This window comes from Ruegeria sp. CF8, from assembly GCF_056537285.1.
The window spans coordinates 153,305-171,158 of sequence record NZ_JBQFRG010000005.1; the positions used below are offsets into that span (position 1 = coordinate 153,305).

Here is a 17,854-nt window from a genome sequence, read left to right on the forward strand (position 1 = left end):
CGTCTGGATCTAGAAAAAGATGAATTCATCCACCGGAGATTGCAGCGATTTTTGGGTTGTACCGGTCCGGGTCACTCCTGATCCATCCAAGGCCCCACCTTCGGACGGGGTGTTGTTTTCCAGATTAAGACGCGCACGCTCGATCTGCCCCCAAAGAAAAAACAGACCGTCCCGCTTGCCCATCAATCCCGCAGGTACCTGTGCCCGCGAAGCACGTTTTTTTGCATGTCGCATCTGCGCTCTCACTGCCTCCGGTGTTTACCACCTTTTCAAAAAACCTACCGGTTTAGTTGCAAAAAAGCAATTTTGCATAGGCAAAAACGCGCCCGCAACCAGGCGTTGTCGGGTTACATATGACATCACTTAAAGCGTGCCTTTGATCGACGTGAAAAAACTGCTGAAAGCGAAGGTCTATCGTGCTTCTTTGACGGGCTGCCGAAACAGATCAACCTACGTTGTGACCCATTCAATCTGAACAACATACACTTCAATTGAACCATAGCTGAAGCGAATGCGCCGGGTAACCGGTGTGAACTGGCGCGAGTTTTACCCCGCTGCGCCATTTGAGGCGATTAAAGTAGCCTTTCTCGACGGATCAACAAAAAAAGTGTACAATTAGTCAGGTGGAATTTTGACGCCTGAGTTTTCCAAAAGCCCTTTTTGTATTGGATTAAGCAAATGTTAGTACAAACCACAGCGGCGTTGTACGCACGCCTTGCCATTCCATTGCTGTCCCTTTTAGCGCTGCCCGTAACGTTGTTGGCCGACGCAGAAAAACCAGACAGTTATGGCAAACTATCGGTCAAGTTCGAATACGAAGGTAAACCCGCAAACGGCAGCCTCATCGTATCCGACGGGACAACACGTCAAGAATGGGTCGATGTCTCAGAAATTTCCGCAGAAGTGCCAATATCTGCGACATATATCATCGACCTAAAGCCCCCCGACGATGATCAAACGATACCTATAACGTTCCGCGACGTTATCCCAGTCCTCGAGATCCCTGATTCTGGCTCTCTTGATCTGATCGTCTCTGTCCTTCCTTCTGATCTTCCCAAGCCTTTTGATCCGGTTGTTTTCATTCGTGAAGCAGGCGTCGATGTCGCGGTTTCCAACCGGACCGAGCAACTGTCCTCAAAACCCAACCGTTTGAAACTTACGTCCCGCATTGAAAAATCCAAGCCGTCACTTGTCCTGTTGGACGGGATCTATTCGACCGAAGAAACAGATCCAGACGACGAGCGTGACTTCACATGTGGAGACAATTGCCCGCACTTGTTCCAAGACCTCAATTGCGACCCGATGTGTTACACCTGTTCATCGACATGTGTGTCCCGTGGTTACTGGAAAGCCAATTACAACATGTGCGAAGGCATCCTGACCTCGGAACCGCCAGAGTCTGAATGGGAAGAATTGCCGCCAGGTATCGGCGGTTTGCAGTTGGCCATCGCGACCATAAACGACGGCGCAATTTACCCAAACAAGATGGAACTCAACGGTGCGGGCTACTCAGAAGTGATGGAACCGCCATTCAAAACAAGGCGTTTCCCAGATTTCACGGCCCCCGAAGGTGACTATCTATATTCTCTGTCGTTCGAAAACGCCGGAATATATGACGCAAGTGGCACATCGAATGTCACACTTCCGCTTTCCATTCGGGACGGTCGAATTGGCAACCTTATTGTGCGCCTGCCAGCCTCACGCGATGAACTTCAAGCTCCTTTTCCCGTTGCAGACAATAGAATCGGCGCTGTGCTCAGGGCGTATGAGTTCAGCCAAGATGACAGAAGCATTTCGTTGGATGTAACCAGCCCCGACCCTGACCCCGGAGCAATCTGGTATGCACTCGCCCTGCCACAAGGCCTGACAGAGAGCGACGTGAAAGTTACCAGCAATGGATACCCGATTGAGCACAAAAGCAGGTACGTTTTTGGGGCCGTAATGGAACAGCCGATAATGATTGTTAGAAGTGAAGGTCAGCGCGATGAGATAAGGATTACGTGGTAGCACCAATGTGCTTGTCATTGAATCGATGACCAGTACACCTGTAATACTTGCGTCTATACCTTCTTTGGCCATGTGAACTCATTGACCGAGGCCAGTGCCTCGGCAGAGTTTCATACGCGGCGACAAAAAACACCTGCAAAACGGACGGCCTACCAAAACAGATTTCAGTCTTGGTCGAAATCCCCGAGCCTAACCCAATTGTTCTTGCGGGCAATTTTTCGGGTTGTTGCGGGCTGACTTCGAATGCTCAGTCACCAAGTCGGCCAGCTCTGACCGGCATGAGCCGCAGTTGGTTCCAGCCTGAAGGGCGCGTCCGATATCGTCCACATGGATCAAATGCTTGTCATGAATGGCACGGATGATGGTCCTCAGCCCGACCCCGAAACACGAACAGACGACTGGTCCGCAATCTTCAGAAGCAACGGATGATCGGCCAGACAGAATTTGTTGGAGCGCGACCTCGGGCAAAGTTGCCAAATAGTCTCGCATCAGTGTGACAGGCTGGCGGGAGATGAAGAGCGCCGCCAAAATGCGCTGCCCGTCTGACAGCGCGATCCTGTAAGAGCCACGTTTGGGATCCTCTACTGAAGTCACCATTGCATCCGGCAACCCAAACCAGTCGCGGGCAGTGCTCTCCCAATCTTCTATGGTCTGTTTCCCTGCCAACTCCATCCTGTAGCCGCTGGTTGTTTTGGCGGCTGCCCAATACTCTGCGTCAGGGGATGCGGCGCTAACTGAAACGGCGAAACCGTACCATGCGGCTTGCATACGCCTCAAAGACACTGCTGTTGACTTACTCTCTGGCTGTCCAGAAATCGGATCCGTCACACTTGGAACAAGCGCACCCACACAGGCTGACGGGGCGGTTTCACCTGACCAGTGAATTGGTGCGAACACGTGGCCGGGCGCGACAGCTTCCGTAATGCGAAGTCGGAAGATTCCGCTTCCAACTGAACTGTCGAGTTCGACCAAATCCGCAGCATTAAGTCCCAACCGATCAACATCCTTCGGGTTGACCTCTACATATGGCTCGGAAAGATGAGCTGACAGCCGGGGCGACAAACCGGACCGGGTCATAGTGTGCCACTGATCCCGATTCCGCCCTGTGTTCAATTGAAACGGATATTGTTGGGACGTGTCGGCTTGTGGCGGTCGATGGGTAACTGGCACAAAATGCGCCTTACCATCAGGATGAAAAAACTGCCCATCGCCGAAAAAACGGCCATCTGATTTGCCAGATATCGTCGGCCACCGGGTCGGGCGTAGCGCGTCATAACCTGCGTCATCAACGTCTGATAATTCTGTAATGTCCAAGTCCTTGCCAAATGATACGGCAAGCGCAGTCATCTTCGCGTATTCCCGAAAAATCTGGGCAGGTGTCTGATAACTGAATGCCTCGGTCCACCCCATGCGGCGACCCACCTCGGCCAAGATATCCCAATCCGCACGCGCGTGTCCCGGAGGTGACAGAACGGCCCTTTGTCTGCTGATCGTGCGGTCTGAATTGGTCACAGTGCCATTTTTTTCACCCCAACCTGCTGCTGGCAGCAAGACGTCCGCGATACGCGCGGTGTCTGTTTTGGCAGTCACATCGCTAACAACTGTGAACGGACAGTTTTCGATCGCCGCCTTCACTCGGCCTGCATCCGGCATGGTGGCGGCCGGATTCGTGTGGATGATCCAAAGTGCTTTGATCTGGCCGCTTTCGACGGCCCGAAACAGGTCAACCGCCTTGAGTCCCTGTTTCTCTGGCAGGTTGGGTGCCTTCCAGAAGTCCCGGACAGCGGCTCTGTGGGCTTCATTTTCGATATCCAAATGGCAAGCCAGCATATTGGCCAAACCGCCGACCTCTCGACCACCCATAGCATTTGGCTGGCCAGTGACTGAAAACGGCCCCATCCCTGCGTGCCCGATCCGCCCCGTGGCCAGATGGCAGTTCAGTATCGCGTTGACCTTGTCTGTTCCGCTGGAGGATTGGTTTACACCCTGACTGAAGATCGTAACAACGCGCTCAGTCCCAATCCACAGATCACAAAATGCCTCAACCTCATCGGCGCTCAGGCCGGTTTCATCAGCATCATCAAGCTGTGCCAGTTCAAGAGCTTCGGAGAATCCGATGCTGCAGTTCAGAAATTCGGCGGACACATGCCCGGTTTGGTGAATTCTGCTTAGCAAGCGGTTGAACAGTGCCACGTCGCTGCCGGGTTGCAACGCCAGATGCAGGTCCGCCTGATCGCAGCTCGCTGTGCGGCGTGGGTCAATAACCACGATCTTCGTGCCGCGTGCCTGTCGTGCAGCTATGACGCGCTGATAGAGAACGGGGTGGCACCAAGCGAGGTTCGAGCCCACCAGGACAACCAGATCAGCCTGATCCAAATCCTCATAAGTTCCGGGCACAGTATCGGTACCGAAGGCACGTTTGTGCCCGGCCACGGTTGAAGCCATACAAAGCCTGGAGTTGGTGTCGATACTCGCCGACCCAATGAAGCCTTTCATCAGTTTGTTGGCGACATAGTAATCCTCAGTCAGCAACTGTCCGGAAACATAAAACGCTACACTGTCCGGCCCATGCGTCTTGATAGCGGCAGAGAACTGATCTGCAACCAATTGCAAGGCTTTGCCCCATGTGGTGTCCTGGCCAAAGGTGCGAGGTGCCAGCAACCGGTGTTCACGCCCCACTGTTTCGCCCAAAGCCAGCCCTTTCGAGCACAAGCGACCATGGTTCGCCGGATGATCTGGGTCGCCCCGTACAGTCAGACCTCCAACCCCGTCAGGCCGCAGAAGCACACCGCAGCCGACGCCACAATACGCGCAGGTCGAGCGCACCTCGGGCAGACCGCTTCCATCCATCAGGCCGCGCTCCGCCGGGTGACAGCGCTGTCGTCAAGCAGAATGCGACCGCCTTCGAGGCGCACCGGATAGGTGGCGATCCGGCCGTCATCCGCGCCCTGCGCCTCGCCCGTGTTCAGGTCAAAAACCCAATTGTGCAGCGGACAGGTGACCGACTGCCCGTGCACTATCCCTTCGGACAGGGGGCCGCCCTTGTGGGGGCAGGAATTGGTAGCGGCGAAAACCTCGGCCTCGGCGGTGCGAAAGACCGCGATACAACCGATGTGAGTTTTCACCAAGCGCGCGCCGCGCAGGGGGATGTCTTCGATATGCCCTATGTCGATCCAGCTCATTCAGCGGCCTCCAATGTGAAATCTGCGATTGGGGCATAGGTCTGCGCCTTGTCGCGTACATGTTCAGCCCATGGATCTTTGCGGTAGATGCTTTGCGACAGTTCAAACCGGGCGACCAAAGCGGCGCGGTTCTCAAGGTCGTCCACGACTTGCGCCTTAACCCAGCCCATGCCGACCTTACCTAGCCATTTATACAGGCGATCCAGATACTTGCCGCCTTCACGATAAGCTTGGGTGACGGCCATCACGACCTCGATGGCTTCGTCTTCGGTGGGAACCTGACAGAGCAACTCGGTCTCTTTGACATCCATACCTGCGGCACCGCCGATGCTGATCTGGTATCCGGAGTCGACGCAAACCACGCCAATGTCTTTACAGGTCGCTTCGGCACAATTGCGAGGGCAGCCCGACACGGCCAGCTTCAGCTTATGGGGTGTCCACGACCCCCACAGAGTTTTCTCCAGCTTGATGCCCAAACCAGTACTGTCCTGCGTGCCAAACCGGCAATGATCAGTGCCCACGCAGGTTTTGACCGTGCGCAAACCCTTGGAATAGGCGTGACCCGAAACCAGACCGGCCTTGTTCAGATCAGACCAGATTGCAGGCAAGTCCTCACCCTTAACGCCCAACAGATCGATGCGCTGACCGCCGGTGACCTTGACGGTTGGCACGTCGTATTTGTCTGCGGCATCCGCGATAGCGCGCAGTTCTTCTGGGGTGGTGATACCGCCCCACATGCGTGGCACGACGCTGAACGTGCCATCCTTCTGGATGTTGGCGTGTTTGCGTTCGTTGACGAAACGGCTTTGCGGGTCATCCTGATATTGCAGCGGCCAATCGGCCAGCAGGTAATAGTTGATCGCCGGGCGGCACACATGGCAGCCGTTGGGCGTCGTCCAGCCAAGTTCCTGCCAGACTGCGGCCTGACTTTTCAGTTCCTGCCCCTTGATCAGGCGGCGTACATCCTCATGCGTCAGGTCGGTGCAACCGCAGATCGGTTGCGCGACTGGCATCTGGAAGTCGTCGCCCAGAGTGAATTGTAGAACCTGCTCGACCAGCCCCGTGCATGTCCCGCAGGACGCACTGGCCTTGGTGCTTGCGCGAACGGCGCCCAGATCATTGGCCCCTGCGTTGATCGCCTCAACAATCTCACCTTTGCATACGCCGTTGCAGCCGCAAATCTCCGCCTCAGGCGGCAATGCTGCAACGGCTGAGAGAGGGTCCGCGGTGTCGCCCCCCTGATAGGCCGGGCCGAAGATCAGCGTCTCGCGCATGTCTTCGATGCTGTTGCCGTCCTTGATCAGACCGAAGAACCAGTTGCCATCAGCCGTGTCCCCATACATGACCGCGCCGACCAGACGATCCCCTTCGATCACAAGGCGTTTGTAGACCCCGCGCGAGGGGTCTCGGAAGACGATGTCCTCTCGGCCCGGTCCGTCGGCGAAATCCCCCGCGCTGAACAGGTCACAACCGGTGACTTTCAACTTGGTCGAGAGGGTCTTTTGAACGAAAGCGGCCTCTTCTTCCAGCAACGATTGTGCTGCGACCTTCGCTTGGTCATACAGTGGGGCGACGAGGCCAAAGACTTCTCCGTCATGTTCGACACACTCGCCTACAGCGTAAACATCCGGGTCTGAGGTCAGCATTTGGTCATCCACATGGATACCGCGCCCGGTCGCCAGACCAGCCTCTTGCGCCAGAGCCGTATTGGGGCGGATGCCGACAGCCATGACCAGCAGGTCACAGGGCAATTCAGTGCCGTCATCCAGCAACAGCGCGCGCACCTTACCATCTTGCCCAAGGATTTCCTTGGAGTTCGCCTGCAGGCAAATCTTGATGCCTTTGTCTTCCAGCGACTTCTTCAGCAGGTAACCAGCGGCTTCGTCCAGCTGACGCTCCATCAGGTGACCCATGATATGCACCACGGTGACGTCAACGCCATGCGCGGCCATGCCCGCAGCGGCCTCAAGACCCAGCAAACCGCCACCGATCACAACGACCTTGTTGTCCGGGCCCATGCCCATCATCTGCTGAGTGTCTTCCAGATCGCGATAGGCAATCACGCCCTCCAGATCATGCCCCGGCAGAGGGATCATGAACGGGTTAGACCCGGTGGCGATCACCAGCTTGTCATAGGGAACGTGACCGCTCCCACCCTCGACCACCTTCATCTCGCGGTCGATCTTTTCCACCTTTTCGCCAAAGCGGCAGGTCACGCCCCGCGCGGCGTACCAGGCGTCGTCATGCGTGACGATCTCTTCGTACGTCTTTTCACCCGACAGCACCGGGCTGAGCATGATGCGATTATAATTCCCGCGTGGCTCGGCGTTGAACAGGGTGATGTCATACGCATCGGGCGCGTTGTCGGTCAGGTGTTCCAGCACCCGGCCCGAGGCCATGCCTGCGCCAATGACTACAAGTCTTTGCTTCATGTTTTCACTCCGCTGCAATTGCCTTGGGGGCGGGCGTCTTCGGCTTAGCGCCATGTTCGTATTCTTCGAGGAAATCGAGGACCTCCTGCCGGTAGGCGTAGTAATCAGGGTGTTCCAACAGGGCCTTGCGCGTGCGCGGACGCGGCAGGTCTACCTTGGTGATCTTGCCGATGGTCGCTTGCGGACCGTTGGTCATCATGACCACCCGGTCGGCCAGCAGGATCGCTTCATCAACGTCATGGGTCACGCAGATTGCCGTCACTTTGGTACGGGACCAGACCTCCATCAGAACCTCCTGCAATTCCCAGCGGGTCAGGCTGTCGAGCATTCCGAAGGGCTCATCCAGCAACAACAGTTTGGGGGACAGAGCAAAGGCGCGGGCGATGCCGACACGTTGCTTCATGCCGTTCGATAGGTCTGAGGCGGATTTGTCCATCGCGTCAGCCAGACCAACGCGTTCCAGATAGTATTCGACCACGTCTTGCCGCTCAGCAATGCTGGCCTTGGGATAGACCTTGTCGACTCCAATCGCGACGTTTTCCTTGGCGCTGAGCCAGGGGAACAGGTTGGGCGACTGGAACACGACGGCACGTTCAGGATCAGCGCCTTCAACGTGGCGGCCATCCAGTTTGATCGCGCCTTTCGAGATGTCGTTCAGCCCGGCAGCCATTGTCAGAACCGTGGATTTGCCGCAGCCCGAATGGCCGATCAGCGATATGAACTCACCCTTGTCGATCTTCAGGTCGAAATCCTCAACGACGGTCAGAGGGCCTTTGGGTGTCGGATAGACCTTGTGCAGTTGCGAGAAGTCGAGGAAGCGGTCCTGGATCATCCCCTTTTGCGCCTCTGCCACCGCAGCTGGCACGCCGTGAATTGGAGTCACATCGGGCAAAATGCGCGAACCTTCGACCTTGGCCTCGATCCCCACATCCATAAGGTACTTTGTGACGTCAGCACGCAGGCGCTTGAACGTCTCATCGTTGTTCATGGCCCCGCGTTCACGCGGGCGCGGGATCGACACGCGGAACTCCTGCCCCAGTGTGCCATCTGGGTTCAAGGCAATGATCCGGTCGGCCAGGATGATCGCCTCGTCCACATCATTGGTGATCAGAACGCAGGTCTTCTTGTCGGCCTCCCAGATATGCTCGATTTCGTCCGCCAGATTGGCGCGGGTCAGCGCATCCAACGCCGACAAAGGCTCATCCAACAGCAGAACTTCGGGGTTCATCGACAAGGCGCGCGCCACGTTGACCCGCTGGCGCATCCCGCCGGACAGTTCCGCCGGGCGGCGCGTTGCGGCATGGCTGAGGCCTACCATCTTGACGTAGTGCGCCACTTTCTCGGCCTTTTCGGTCTTGCTAAGACCGGGGAAGACGGTGTCGACCGCCAGCCCCACATTGCCGCTGACCGTCAGCCACGGCATCAGCGAGTAGTTCTGAAAGATCACGCCCCGTTCCGGGCCTGGCCCTTTGACCGGAGCGCCTTTGAACGTGACCTCTCCGCTGGTCGGGCTATCAAGCCCCGCCATCAGGTTGATCAGGGTGGTCTTGCCGGTGCCCGAGAAGCCGAGGATCACCAGAAACTCGCCCTCTTGCACGTCCAGATCGATACCTTTCAGCACATCCGTACGCGCAGTGCCCTCGCCAAACGATTTCGAGGCGTTTTTGAAGCTAAGAATGCTCATCTCGATCACCGGTTATTCGTGAATGTAAACAGGGATTGCAGCGCGTACATCACCCGGTCCAGCAGGAAACCGATGATGCCGATGGTGAAGACCGCAACCATAATCTTGGCGAGCGAGCTGGACGAGCCGTTCTGGAATTCATCCCAGACGAATTTGCCCAGTCCGGGGTTCTGAGCCAGCATCTCGGCTGCGATCAAGACCATCCAGCCTACGCCAAGTGACAGGCGCAAACCGGTGAAGATCAAAGGCAAGGCCGAGGGCAGCACCAGCTTGGTGATCTTGGTATAAGTGTTCATTTTCAAAACTTTGGAGACGTTCACCAGGTCCTTGTCGATGGACGCCACGCCCAGTGCGGTATTGATCAGGGTCGGCCACAGCGAACAGAGCGTCACAGTGATGGCCGAGATCAGGAAGGACTTGGCGAACCAGCCGTCATTGGTGACATAAACCGCCGAGACGATCATGGTCACGATCGGCAACCATGCCAGAGGTGAGACCGGTTTGAAGATCTGGATCAGCGGGTTCAGCGCGGCATTGGCGGTCGGTGACAATCCAGCAGCGATCCCCAAAGGCACGGCCACAACGGTCGCAATCAGGAACCCGAAGAACACGGTTTTGATCGAGGTCCAGATTTGCTGATAGTAGGACGGCGCACCGGTGTAGGCGACTTGCTTAACCTCATCCGCGCGGCCCGCATCGATCAGCTTCTGGTTCCGTTTCTCGACCATTGCCTCGAACTTGGCGCGTTTTGCAGCCTTCGCCTGCGCGTCCTCGTTGAGGTTGATCATTTCTTCCCAGACCTGAGCCGGTCCGGGGACTGCACCCAGAGAGGTTTGCACTTTCGGTGCCAGCGTCGCCCACAACAGCAGAAACGCGCAGATCGACAGCAGCGGGACGACCAGCAAGCGCCAGATCTCGGTCATCTGGGCGCGGGGGTTGTCTCCGGCGGCAGCCTTCAGAACCGGGGTGGCCCAGCTAAGGCCCAGAACCTGAAACCATTTATCGGCTGCGTTGATGCGGGTGAAAAGGCGGGCGCGGCGCGCCTCTCGGGCGGCGTCTGCGTTGAATTCGGGATCGACCGTTGTCATTTGATCTTGTCCTTGCGATGGCGGGGCACTGTTTGAGCCACGCCCGGCGGATGCCGGGCGCGGCGATTCAGGGTTAGCCTTGCACGTCCGAGCCAACGATCTTCTGATCGCCCTTCAGACCAATGGACAGGCTTTCGAGATAGGCGTTGGGGGTACGGCCGTCATAGGCGATGCCGTCGATGATATCCTCAGCCGGTGTCGGCGCTTTGTATCCATCGCTTTCCCAGGGGAAGTCGGCCTCATTCGCCAAGCCTTCGTCGACCAGCAGGCGTGCGGCTTCCAGATAGATCTCAGGCTTATAGACGGACTTCGCGACTTCGTCATACCAGCCGTCTGGTTTCGCTTCGGCGATCTGACCCCAACGGCGCATCTGAGTCAGGTACCAAACAGCGTCCGAATAAAACGGGTAGGTCGCGTTGTAGCGGAAGAACACGTTGAAATCGGGAACTACGCGCTTGTCGCCTTTTTCATATTCAAATGTGCCGGTCATCGAGTTGGCGATGACGTCGTAATCCGCGCCCACATATTCCGGGCGGCTCAGGATTTCGACCGCTTCGGGGCGGTTGGCGTTGTCGTTCTCATCCAGCCACATTGCGGCGCGGATCAAAGCCTTGGTCACGGCCAGAGTGGTGTTCGGGTACTCCTCAGCGAACTCGGCAGTGATGCCAAACACCTTCTCGGGGTTGTTCTTCCACAGTTCATAATCCGTGATCACCGGTACACCGATGCCCTTGAACACAGCCTGCTGGTTCCAAGGCTCGCCCACGCAGTAGCCGTAGATCGTACCGGCCTCCAACGTGGCAGGCATCTGCGGCGGAGGCGTCACCGACAGAAACACATCCGCGCCGATCTGACCGGTCACATTTTCGGGGCTATAGAAACCTGGATGCAGCCCACCTGCCGCCAGCCAATAGCGCAGTTCGTAGTTGTGCGTCGAAACCGGGAAGACCATGCCCATGTTGAAGGGCTTGCCTTCGGACTTGTATTTCTCGACCACCGGAGCCAGAGCCTCGGCGCTGATCGGGTGCTGCGGGCGACCATCCTCCATTTTGGGGATGTTCGGCTTCATCTCTTCCCAAACCTCGTTGGATACGGTGATGCCGTTGCCGTTCAGATCCATCGAAAAGGGCGTGATTATATGGGCTTCGGTCCCGTAACCGATGGTGGCTGCCAAAGGCTGTCCGGCCAACATATGCGCGCCGTCAAGCTGCCCGTCGATCACACCGTCCAACAGGACTTTCCAGTTGGCCTGTGCCTCAAGCGTCACGAATAGCCCTTCGTCCAGAAAGTATCCCTGCTCATAGGCCACAGCCAAAGGCGCCATGTCGGTCAGTTTGATAAAGCCAAAGGTCAGTTCGTCTTTTTCCAGTTCCAACTCGGCCAGCGCCGGAGACACAAGCGCCGTTGTTGCGGCGAGGCCTAAAAGAAGCTTTTTCATCTCTATCCCTTTCGGTTCAGCCCAACCCCTTGGGCAAACAAAAAAGCCGCCGACACAGTCCGCCGGGAGGAGGTGGCGGATGGTCGAGCGGCTTTGCTCTTGTGAGGTGCCCTGGATTGTGGGCGAATTCCGTCGGTGGGCGTCGTTGCCTTCCGATGTCCCGATTAAGTCAGGCACACAGCAGGACGTCATCAATTTTCGACGTTTTCACCTCGAAAATTCTGCAATGCAGCAAAAAGAAATGCTGCGCTGCAAAAATTTTGTGCAAACTTACCCTGCAGGCTCGAAAATGCGCCGGTCGAAAAAGACGTTCCGAGACAGAATCAGGCTGCCATTGGCCGAGGCGACCGCCGTCGACTCGGGCAACGCCCCCTCCAGTTTCTCGGACGCGCCGGGGGTTTCGACGCCAAGACCTTGCAACTCGCGGCGATAGAGATCACTGCGAAAGACCTTGGCGGCTTGTCGTTCCGCAGTCCCCGCGTCCAGCCCGTTTCTTTGCGCCAATTGATGCGCGACCCATTTTGCCTGACTGCGCCAAGGAAAAGTGGCAGCGCCGTCAAAGAACTCGACAAACCCATCGACATGGCGTTGTTCGCCGCGCGCCGAGATTGTGAATTCACCCATCAGCGCACGGTCGATCAGTTCGGGCGAGACGTTAAGGTAGGTTTTGCGCGACAACATCTCGGAGGCAGTCGTTCTGCTGTCGATATGTGACAGCCAACGTCCCGCGCGCCAAACGGCCCGCATGAGGCTGCCTAGGAGGTGTGGTTCTGTTTCAGCCCAGTCGTTTCTAACTGCCAACACCTTTTCAGGTGCGCAGGTCCAGATTGCCTTACCGGGCAGCAGTAATGCGCCAACATTGTCGTCTACAGCGAATGAGCCCCAGGGTTCACCCACGCAGAAGGCATCGATCTCACCACCTGCAAGCGCTTGTGCCATGAGTGGTGGCGGGACAGTGCGGATTTCGACCTGTTTCGCAGCAAGTTCGGTTCCGGCAACCCAATAGCGCAGCAATTCAACATGCATTGAAAACGGGAAGGGCACACCAAACACCAAAACGTCGCCTGCGGCCTGCGCCAGCGCTGCCCCAGCCGCAGCAGCATCGGTAAAATCAAATCCGTAGCCCTGGTCGGCCAGTCGCCTCGCCAATTGGGTTCCAACACCTATGACGTTGCCGTTCAGAGAAAGGACAGATACTGCGGATAGAGGTGTCGCGATGCCACCAAGACCCAAGGCCATAGCGATGGGAACCGGCGACAGCAGATGCGCCGCGTCTACATGCCCAAAAGCCAGCATGTCACGCAAAGAGGACCATGACGGGGCCGGGCGCAGGTCCAGCGAAATGCCTTCGGCATGATCAAACCCCATTTCGCGCGCGACGATCAGTGGGGCCGCATCAACTAAGGGCATATAGGCGACTGGAAGGGTTACAGTTCTCATGACAACAACCCTGACGCAGTCACCAAAGCCTCGGCCACATCTGCAACACGGCGGTTCTGGTTCATCGCAGTCTTGCGCAGCAAGGCATAGGCCTCATCCTCGGAAACGCCTTTGGCTTTCATCAACAAACCTTTGGCACGGTCGATTACCTTGCGCTCTTCCAAAGCGCGGCGGGTCTCGGCAAGTTCCGTTCGCATCTGACGCAGAACCTGGAACCTGGCGATGGCAGTATCGATCACAGGTTTGATGCGCTCGGCTTGCAAACCGTCGACCACGTAGGCAGATACACCGGCCTCAACGGCGGCTTTCGCCAACCCGCCCGCAGCGCCCGAGACAAACATGGCCACCGGCCGCTCCATTGGACCCGACGCAACGGTCAACTCTTCGAGCATATCCCGCGATGGATTGTCTATGTCGATCAGCACAATGTCTGGGCTATGGGTTGCAATTTTTCGTGCCAGCCCAGAGACATTTCCGATTACAGAAATGTCCACGTCTCCAGACTCTTTTAAGGCATCCACAATTGCAAAAGCACGTTCTTGGTTCTGCTCGACGACAACGACAGTCAGGTGTTGTTTCATAGGGACTCAAGTGAGCCCAAGCTTCATCAATCGCAATTCCAAGGCCATAAAACTTTTAACCAGACTGCCCGTCCGCCCAATTTATCGGCATTTTTTTGCATATAGAGGAATGTCTGCACAGTTTTTTCACATGTCATCAAAGATCCATGCCTTGAGCGCTGCTGAGGCGCACAGGAGCAAACCTTTGGTTCTTTCACCCCGGTCAAACTTTGGGTCTGGAGGGTCTAAATGACTGTCCAACGACAACCCGAATTTGAAGTTCCCGTTTGACAGCGAGAAAAGCAACAAAGTTGGTGTACGGGCACACGCAGGACCAAGTTGTGCCATCCGAGAATGTGGCATTGTCTGCCTTTTTGTTGGCCGACGGACTAAGGTCAGCGCGACTGCCGCCGCTATCCAACGATTAATATCAGATACTTACAAGTGATTGAGCGAAGCCAGCTGGAGATCTATCGACGCCAGGTCTTGCTAGGAAGGTTGCCGCATGATGGCGGCGTGTAAACGGCGCCTAAAGTAGAGCGAAATGGATTATCCCTATCCGCAACGCCGGAAAAAGGTAACTCAAATGACCGAAATCAATACGCTTGCCGCCCCTACAAACCCTGCCACTGCCACTGTGCTGGCAAGCAGTATGCAAAAGATTTCCAATCCGCTGAGTTTCATTTTGTTTAACGCTCCCAGATCGGCTTGTAATAGAGCAATTTAAGCCGCGCGCAAATCTGGAGCAGAATTAGGCGCAAAAACCCGCTGTGTCAGAAGCACAAACCCGCTCAAGTGAGGCGCCAAACACCTTACCCTGTGTTTGCCGATAACACTTGGAACTTGACCTGTAGCCAAGCTGCATCACCCCAGCGGGCTTTTGCCGCGGCAAGTTACAAAGGAGGCTTCGGCAGGTCTCTGTCCTTCTCTACGAACTCATTGTGAAACAGAGCCCGTATCGCTTCTTTCTTCAGTCCGGAGCTATCCTTTTCTCCGTCCAGGCGCAATTCGCAATCACCATCGTCGAGATGAGCAATACGGCGTTCTTTGGTTTGAACCCTCCGAAGGGCAGTTAAGACATTCAGCACCAAGTTCTTCCCCTCCCAATAGACATTCAAATTTTGTCGCTGCGGGCCCGATCCGAACCATGCTGGTGGCTAGGCTCAAGGATCACCTTCCGTGAGTGCCAACCCGCAGCGACACGGCGGATGTAAGAGTTTCGTTTTGAGACGTAAGGGGGAAGAAAGTGGGGTTTTGCGTCACCGTTTTGACTAGTTGGTCAAAAAATCTTTACGTAGCTGACCTTTGCGTCAACTTCTTAACAGCTGCGATTTCTAAAGTGACGCCGCGTCGCAATAGGTGCTACCAATGCAGCGAAGCGAGGAATCTACCCTTTTGCTCCGAAAAATACCAAAGAGAAGCAGGTGGAAACCGCCGCGGCTGACCCACGGCAAATGATTGCCAATGCGGAAGAGGAACCGAAAAGGGCGTCTGCAGTAGCGCGATTTAGACGCTATGAACTCTAGGGTTCTCCCTCGATGATGAGCCACGCATTTTCTATTCTTCTTCCAGCCTGTGTAGGAAAACCAGGTAAGTTAGATTTCATAAACGAAATAAATGCATCAAGATGAATGAAGCTGTTGTTCGTGCTGATGTTATCTCCTGGTCCCGCAATGCTGCGCGTCAAGTTGATACACCCTACGGATGCCTTGAAGCCGCTACCTCGATGAATCAGAATTGCAGACCGGTTTCCTGTGTCGTGCACATAAACTCCAGGGCGTGGATTGCTGTTATTGCTGTAGCCAAAGGTGTGATATCTTGAACCGCCGAAGCCGTGCGTTCCAAGTTGATATGTTCCCTCTTCAATCCTACGAGAGTAGGTAACACCGCTCTGAGAATTGTCACCGGGACCTTTGGGCTCAACTGATGCGCCCGACATATTGGGCAAATTCACAACGTCGCCGTTTAGGTAGCATTTGTAATCACCGACTGTCCGATACCTAACACCGCTACCAGATCCTCTAGATTGAACCCGCAGCCTGCGAATAACTATAGCAAAACCATCAACTGGAATGTTCATTTGGTCCTCCAAATGCAGTTTTCGTAGAATATCTTGGTCAAAACATCTTCAATATTGAACCATCGACCGACTAACGGTCAACCTAATCGACATTTTGGTTGGCGGTCACAAAGTGCTGTCCCCGCTCGGCTGGTTTTTTCGGACTAGGGAATCCTAGTCACCTCAAACTAGAGTATTCGGTATCACTGATTTAGACGGCATACTTATTGTTCAGGCAATAGTTGAGGAACTCGACAACAACCGGCCACAAAGAGGCTCAATTATGCTATCGACCCATTAGCTTTGTCCCAAATGTGTCCCCTAGAGGCGACGGGCCGTCCGGTCTTACGCGTTATGACTTGGCGTGGAGCGCGCTTATCGCTCTTGATATTGTCTGGAAAAAGTGGTGAGCCGTGCAGGATTCGAACCTGCGACCCACTGATTAAAAGTTAGTCCAAACGGCTTTTCTACGGTTTTCTACGATGCGCCACATTGATACATAACCATTTGAAATACCAGTGTTTTTATTGAGATTCTTTCACGCTCTCCTCATACTGTTTGTCACAAAGTACTACGCCCGGTGGTTGCTAGGTGGTTGCTGTGGCTGTTTTTGAGGAATCAAAGCTAATGAAATTGACTAAACGACAAATCGACAACGCTACATGCGATGAGAACAAAGCGCGTTGTCTTTGGGATCACAGTTTAACTGGGTTCGGCGTTAAGCTGTTGCCCTCTGGCGCGAAACGATACGTCGTCAAATACCGCTCGTACGGTGGCGGACGCCGCGCCAAACAACGTTGGTATACGATTGGCACACATGGGCAAATCCCTTTTGAGCAAGCAAAGGAGGATGCGCGGCAGATTTTGGCGGCCGTAATCTGCTGCAAATACAAATTCTGCTGTTGAAGCTCAAATTGCGCCGCTTCACGCGAGGCATGGTCGAGCGCACGGAACGCAGATTCTAGGTTGTGACGTTCGGTCGCTGTCTGAGCAGAGGCAATGTTTGCGAAAGCAAACAGCAGGAATGCAAGTATAAATCTCAACAAGTTAGATCGCCTTATTCCAAAATGGGATTATTCTAACTTGGGATTATCAGGTCGCCAACGACTGATAAATACGGCACCTGAAATTGAAATCCCTCAGAACCAGAGAGCATCAAATTTTGATAGCTGGCCTCAAAGAGGCCAGACTCCAAGCAGGCTTGACGCAAGCGCAGCTTGCGGAACGTTTGGGCACTGTTCAGTCGTTCGTTGCTAAATCAGAAACTGGTGAACGACGAATGGACGTGGTCGAATTTGCAAGATGGGCAGACGCGACAACCGGTGCGGAGGCATTCTGCGGAATACTCAAAAAAATGATTGAATCGTGAATGGCAAAGCCACACAATAGACCATTTTTTCAGTCTGGTTAAAGACTTGTCACTAGTTTCGTGCACAACTACCCACGCCCCGACAAAATACTGGCCGTCACTTGGACTTTGCACCTCAATACTGACCAAGAACACGAGCCTGATCAAATGATAATCTCGCACGAAGATTTCAACGAAGTGGCTGTTTAAAAAACGCCGACGCTTGAGCGTTACGACGAGCTCAAACGACCTCAGGAAAGAAGTGTGATCAGACGGGTCAAAATTTTCGCCATTTCTCCTGCACTCTTGAGAACCTTAGCGACTGTATTAATACCCCTAACCATGGCATTGGCACGTTTAGTCTGCCGCACCAACCGTCGTTCGGCTTCGGATTGTTCGAGTTGTGTAGCTTGAAACTTACGTTCCGCTTCGAGAATTTTCGCATCATTCTGAGACAATTTAGCTCGCTCTGACCGAAGCTTGTCTACCAATTCTCGGTCGCTCGCACGCGAAGCTGCAATCAATTCTTTCGTGTTTTTTCGATACAGATCATTCTGTCGATTTCGCAACTGCTGGAATTGATTGGTTGCAGTTGATGTTGAAACATCTGCCATTT

14 protein-coding genes are annotated in these 17,854 nt (G+C 55.1%); 3 read left to right on the forward strand and 11 right to left on the reverse strand.

Features of this window, described 5'->3' with window-relative positions:
* Window positions 1-9: 9 nt before the first annotated feature.
* A complete protein-coding gene (locus ACR0EV_RS13185) occupies window positions 10-234 on the reverse strand; it encodes a hypothetical protein (RefSeq protein WP_480800510.1) in 225 nt (74 codons plus the stop codon).
* A gap of 444 nt (window positions 235-678) precedes the next feature.
* Here ACR0EV_RS13185 and ACR0EV_RS13190 point away from each other — a divergent pair, with 444 nt between their 5' ends.
* Window positions 679-2,007, forward strand: coding sequence for a hypothetical protein (locus ACR0EV_RS13190; protein WP_480800511.1), 1,329 nt, complete (start codon window positions 679-681; stop codon window positions 2,005-2,007).
* Between the two features lie 189 nt (window positions 2,008-2,196).
* Here ACR0EV_RS13190 and ACR0EV_RS13195 read toward each other — a convergent pair whose 3' ends face one another.
* The 9 genes from ACR0EV_RS13195 to ACR0EV_RS13235 form a co-directional block, all read right to left on the reverse strand.
* Window positions 2,197-4,857: a molybdopterin-dependent oxidoreductase gene (locus ACR0EV_RS13195; RefSeq protein WP_480800512.1), complete on the reverse strand. Its 2,661-nt coding sequence runs from the start codon at window positions 4,855-4,857 to the stop codon at window positions 2,197-2,199.
* Window positions 4,857-5,189 (reverse strand): nitrite reductase small subunit NirD, encoded by a 333-nt coding sequence (nirD, locus tag ACR0EV_RS13200; RefSeq protein ID WP_480800513.1) that lies wholly within the window; start codon window positions 5,187-5,189, stop codon window positions 4,857-4,859. The genes ACR0EV_RS13195 and nirD overlap by 1 nt, the downstream gene beginning before the upstream one ends.
* Window positions 5,186-7,621: a nitrite reductase large subunit NirB gene (gene nirB, locus ACR0EV_RS13205; protein WP_480800514.1), complete on the reverse strand. Its 2,436-nt coding sequence runs from the start codon at window positions 7,619-7,621 to the stop codon at window positions 5,186-5,188. Before nirB ends, nirD begins: the two co-directional genes overlap by 4 nt.
* Before the next feature lie 4 nt (window positions 7,622-7,625).
* Window positions 7,626-9,305: an ABC transporter ATP-binding protein gene (locus ACR0EV_RS13210; protein ID WP_480800515.1), complete on the reverse strand. Its 1,680-nt coding sequence runs from the start codon at window positions 9,303-9,305 to the stop codon at window positions 7,626-7,628.
* A 5-nt stretch (window positions 9,306-9,310) separates the two neighbouring features.
* On the reverse strand, window positions 9,311-10,393 hold the full coding sequence (locus tag ACR0EV_RS13215; protein ID WP_480800516.1) for an ABC transporter permease: 1,083 nt from the start codon (window positions 10,391-10,393) through the stop codon (window positions 9,311-9,313).
* A 73-nt stretch (window positions 10,394-10,466) separates the two neighbouring features.
* Window positions 10,467-11,831: a CmpA/NrtA family ABC transporter substrate-binding protein gene (locus ACR0EV_RS13220; RefSeq protein WP_480800517.1), complete on the reverse strand. Its 1,365-nt coding sequence runs from the start codon at window positions 11,829-11,831 to the stop codon at window positions 10,467-10,469.
* A gap of 270 nt (window positions 11,832-12,101) precedes the next feature.
* Window positions 12,102-13,271 carry an ABC transporter substrate-binding protein gene (locus ACR0EV_RS13225; RefSeq protein ID WP_480800518.1) on the reverse strand — a complete coding sequence of 390 codons (1,170 nt, stop codon included), beginning with the start codon at window positions 13,269-13,271 and terminating at the stop codon, window positions 12,102-12,104.
* Window positions 13,268-13,852, reverse strand: coding sequence for an ANTAR domain-containing response regulator (locus ACR0EV_RS13230; RefSeq protein ID WP_480800519.1), 585 nt, complete (start codon window positions 13,850-13,852; stop codon window positions 13,268-13,270). Before ACR0EV_RS13230 ends, ACR0EV_RS13225 begins: the two co-directional genes overlap by 4 nt.
* A 1,501-nt stretch (window positions 13,853-15,353) precedes the next feature.
* Complete coding sequence (locus ACR0EV_RS13235) at window positions 15,354-15,911, reverse strand: hypothetical protein (RefSeq protein ID WP_480800520.1); 558 nt, start codon at window positions 15,909-15,911, stop codon at window positions 15,354-15,356.
* 606 nt (window positions 15,912-16,517) lie between these two features.
* Between ACR0EV_RS13235 and ACR0EV_RS13240 the strand changes: the two genes are divergently transcribed.
* Both ACR0EV_RS13240 and ACR0EV_RS13245 read left to right on the forward strand, forming a co-directional pair.
* Entirely contained in the window at window positions 16,518-16,796 is a 279-nt protein-coding gene (locus ACR0EV_RS13240; RefSeq protein ID WP_480800709.1) for an Arm DNA-binding domain-containing protein, read from the forward strand.
* Window positions 16,797-17,052: 256 nt separating this feature from the next.
* Complete coding sequence (locus tag ACR0EV_RS13245; protein ID WP_480800710.1) at window positions 17,053-17,259, forward strand: helix-turn-helix domain-containing protein; 207 nt, start codon at window positions 17,053-17,055, stop codon at window positions 17,257-17,259.
* 230 nt (window positions 17,260-17,489) lie between these two features.
* Here the strand turns inward: ACR0EV_RS13245 and ACR0EV_RS13250 are convergent, their stop codons facing one another.
* Window positions 17,490-17,852 (reverse strand): hypothetical protein, encoded by a 363-nt coding sequence (locus tag ACR0EV_RS13250; protein ID WP_480800521.1) that lies wholly within the window; start codon window positions 17,850-17,852, stop codon window positions 17,490-17,492.
* Window positions 17,853-17,854: the final 2 nt, after the last annotated feature.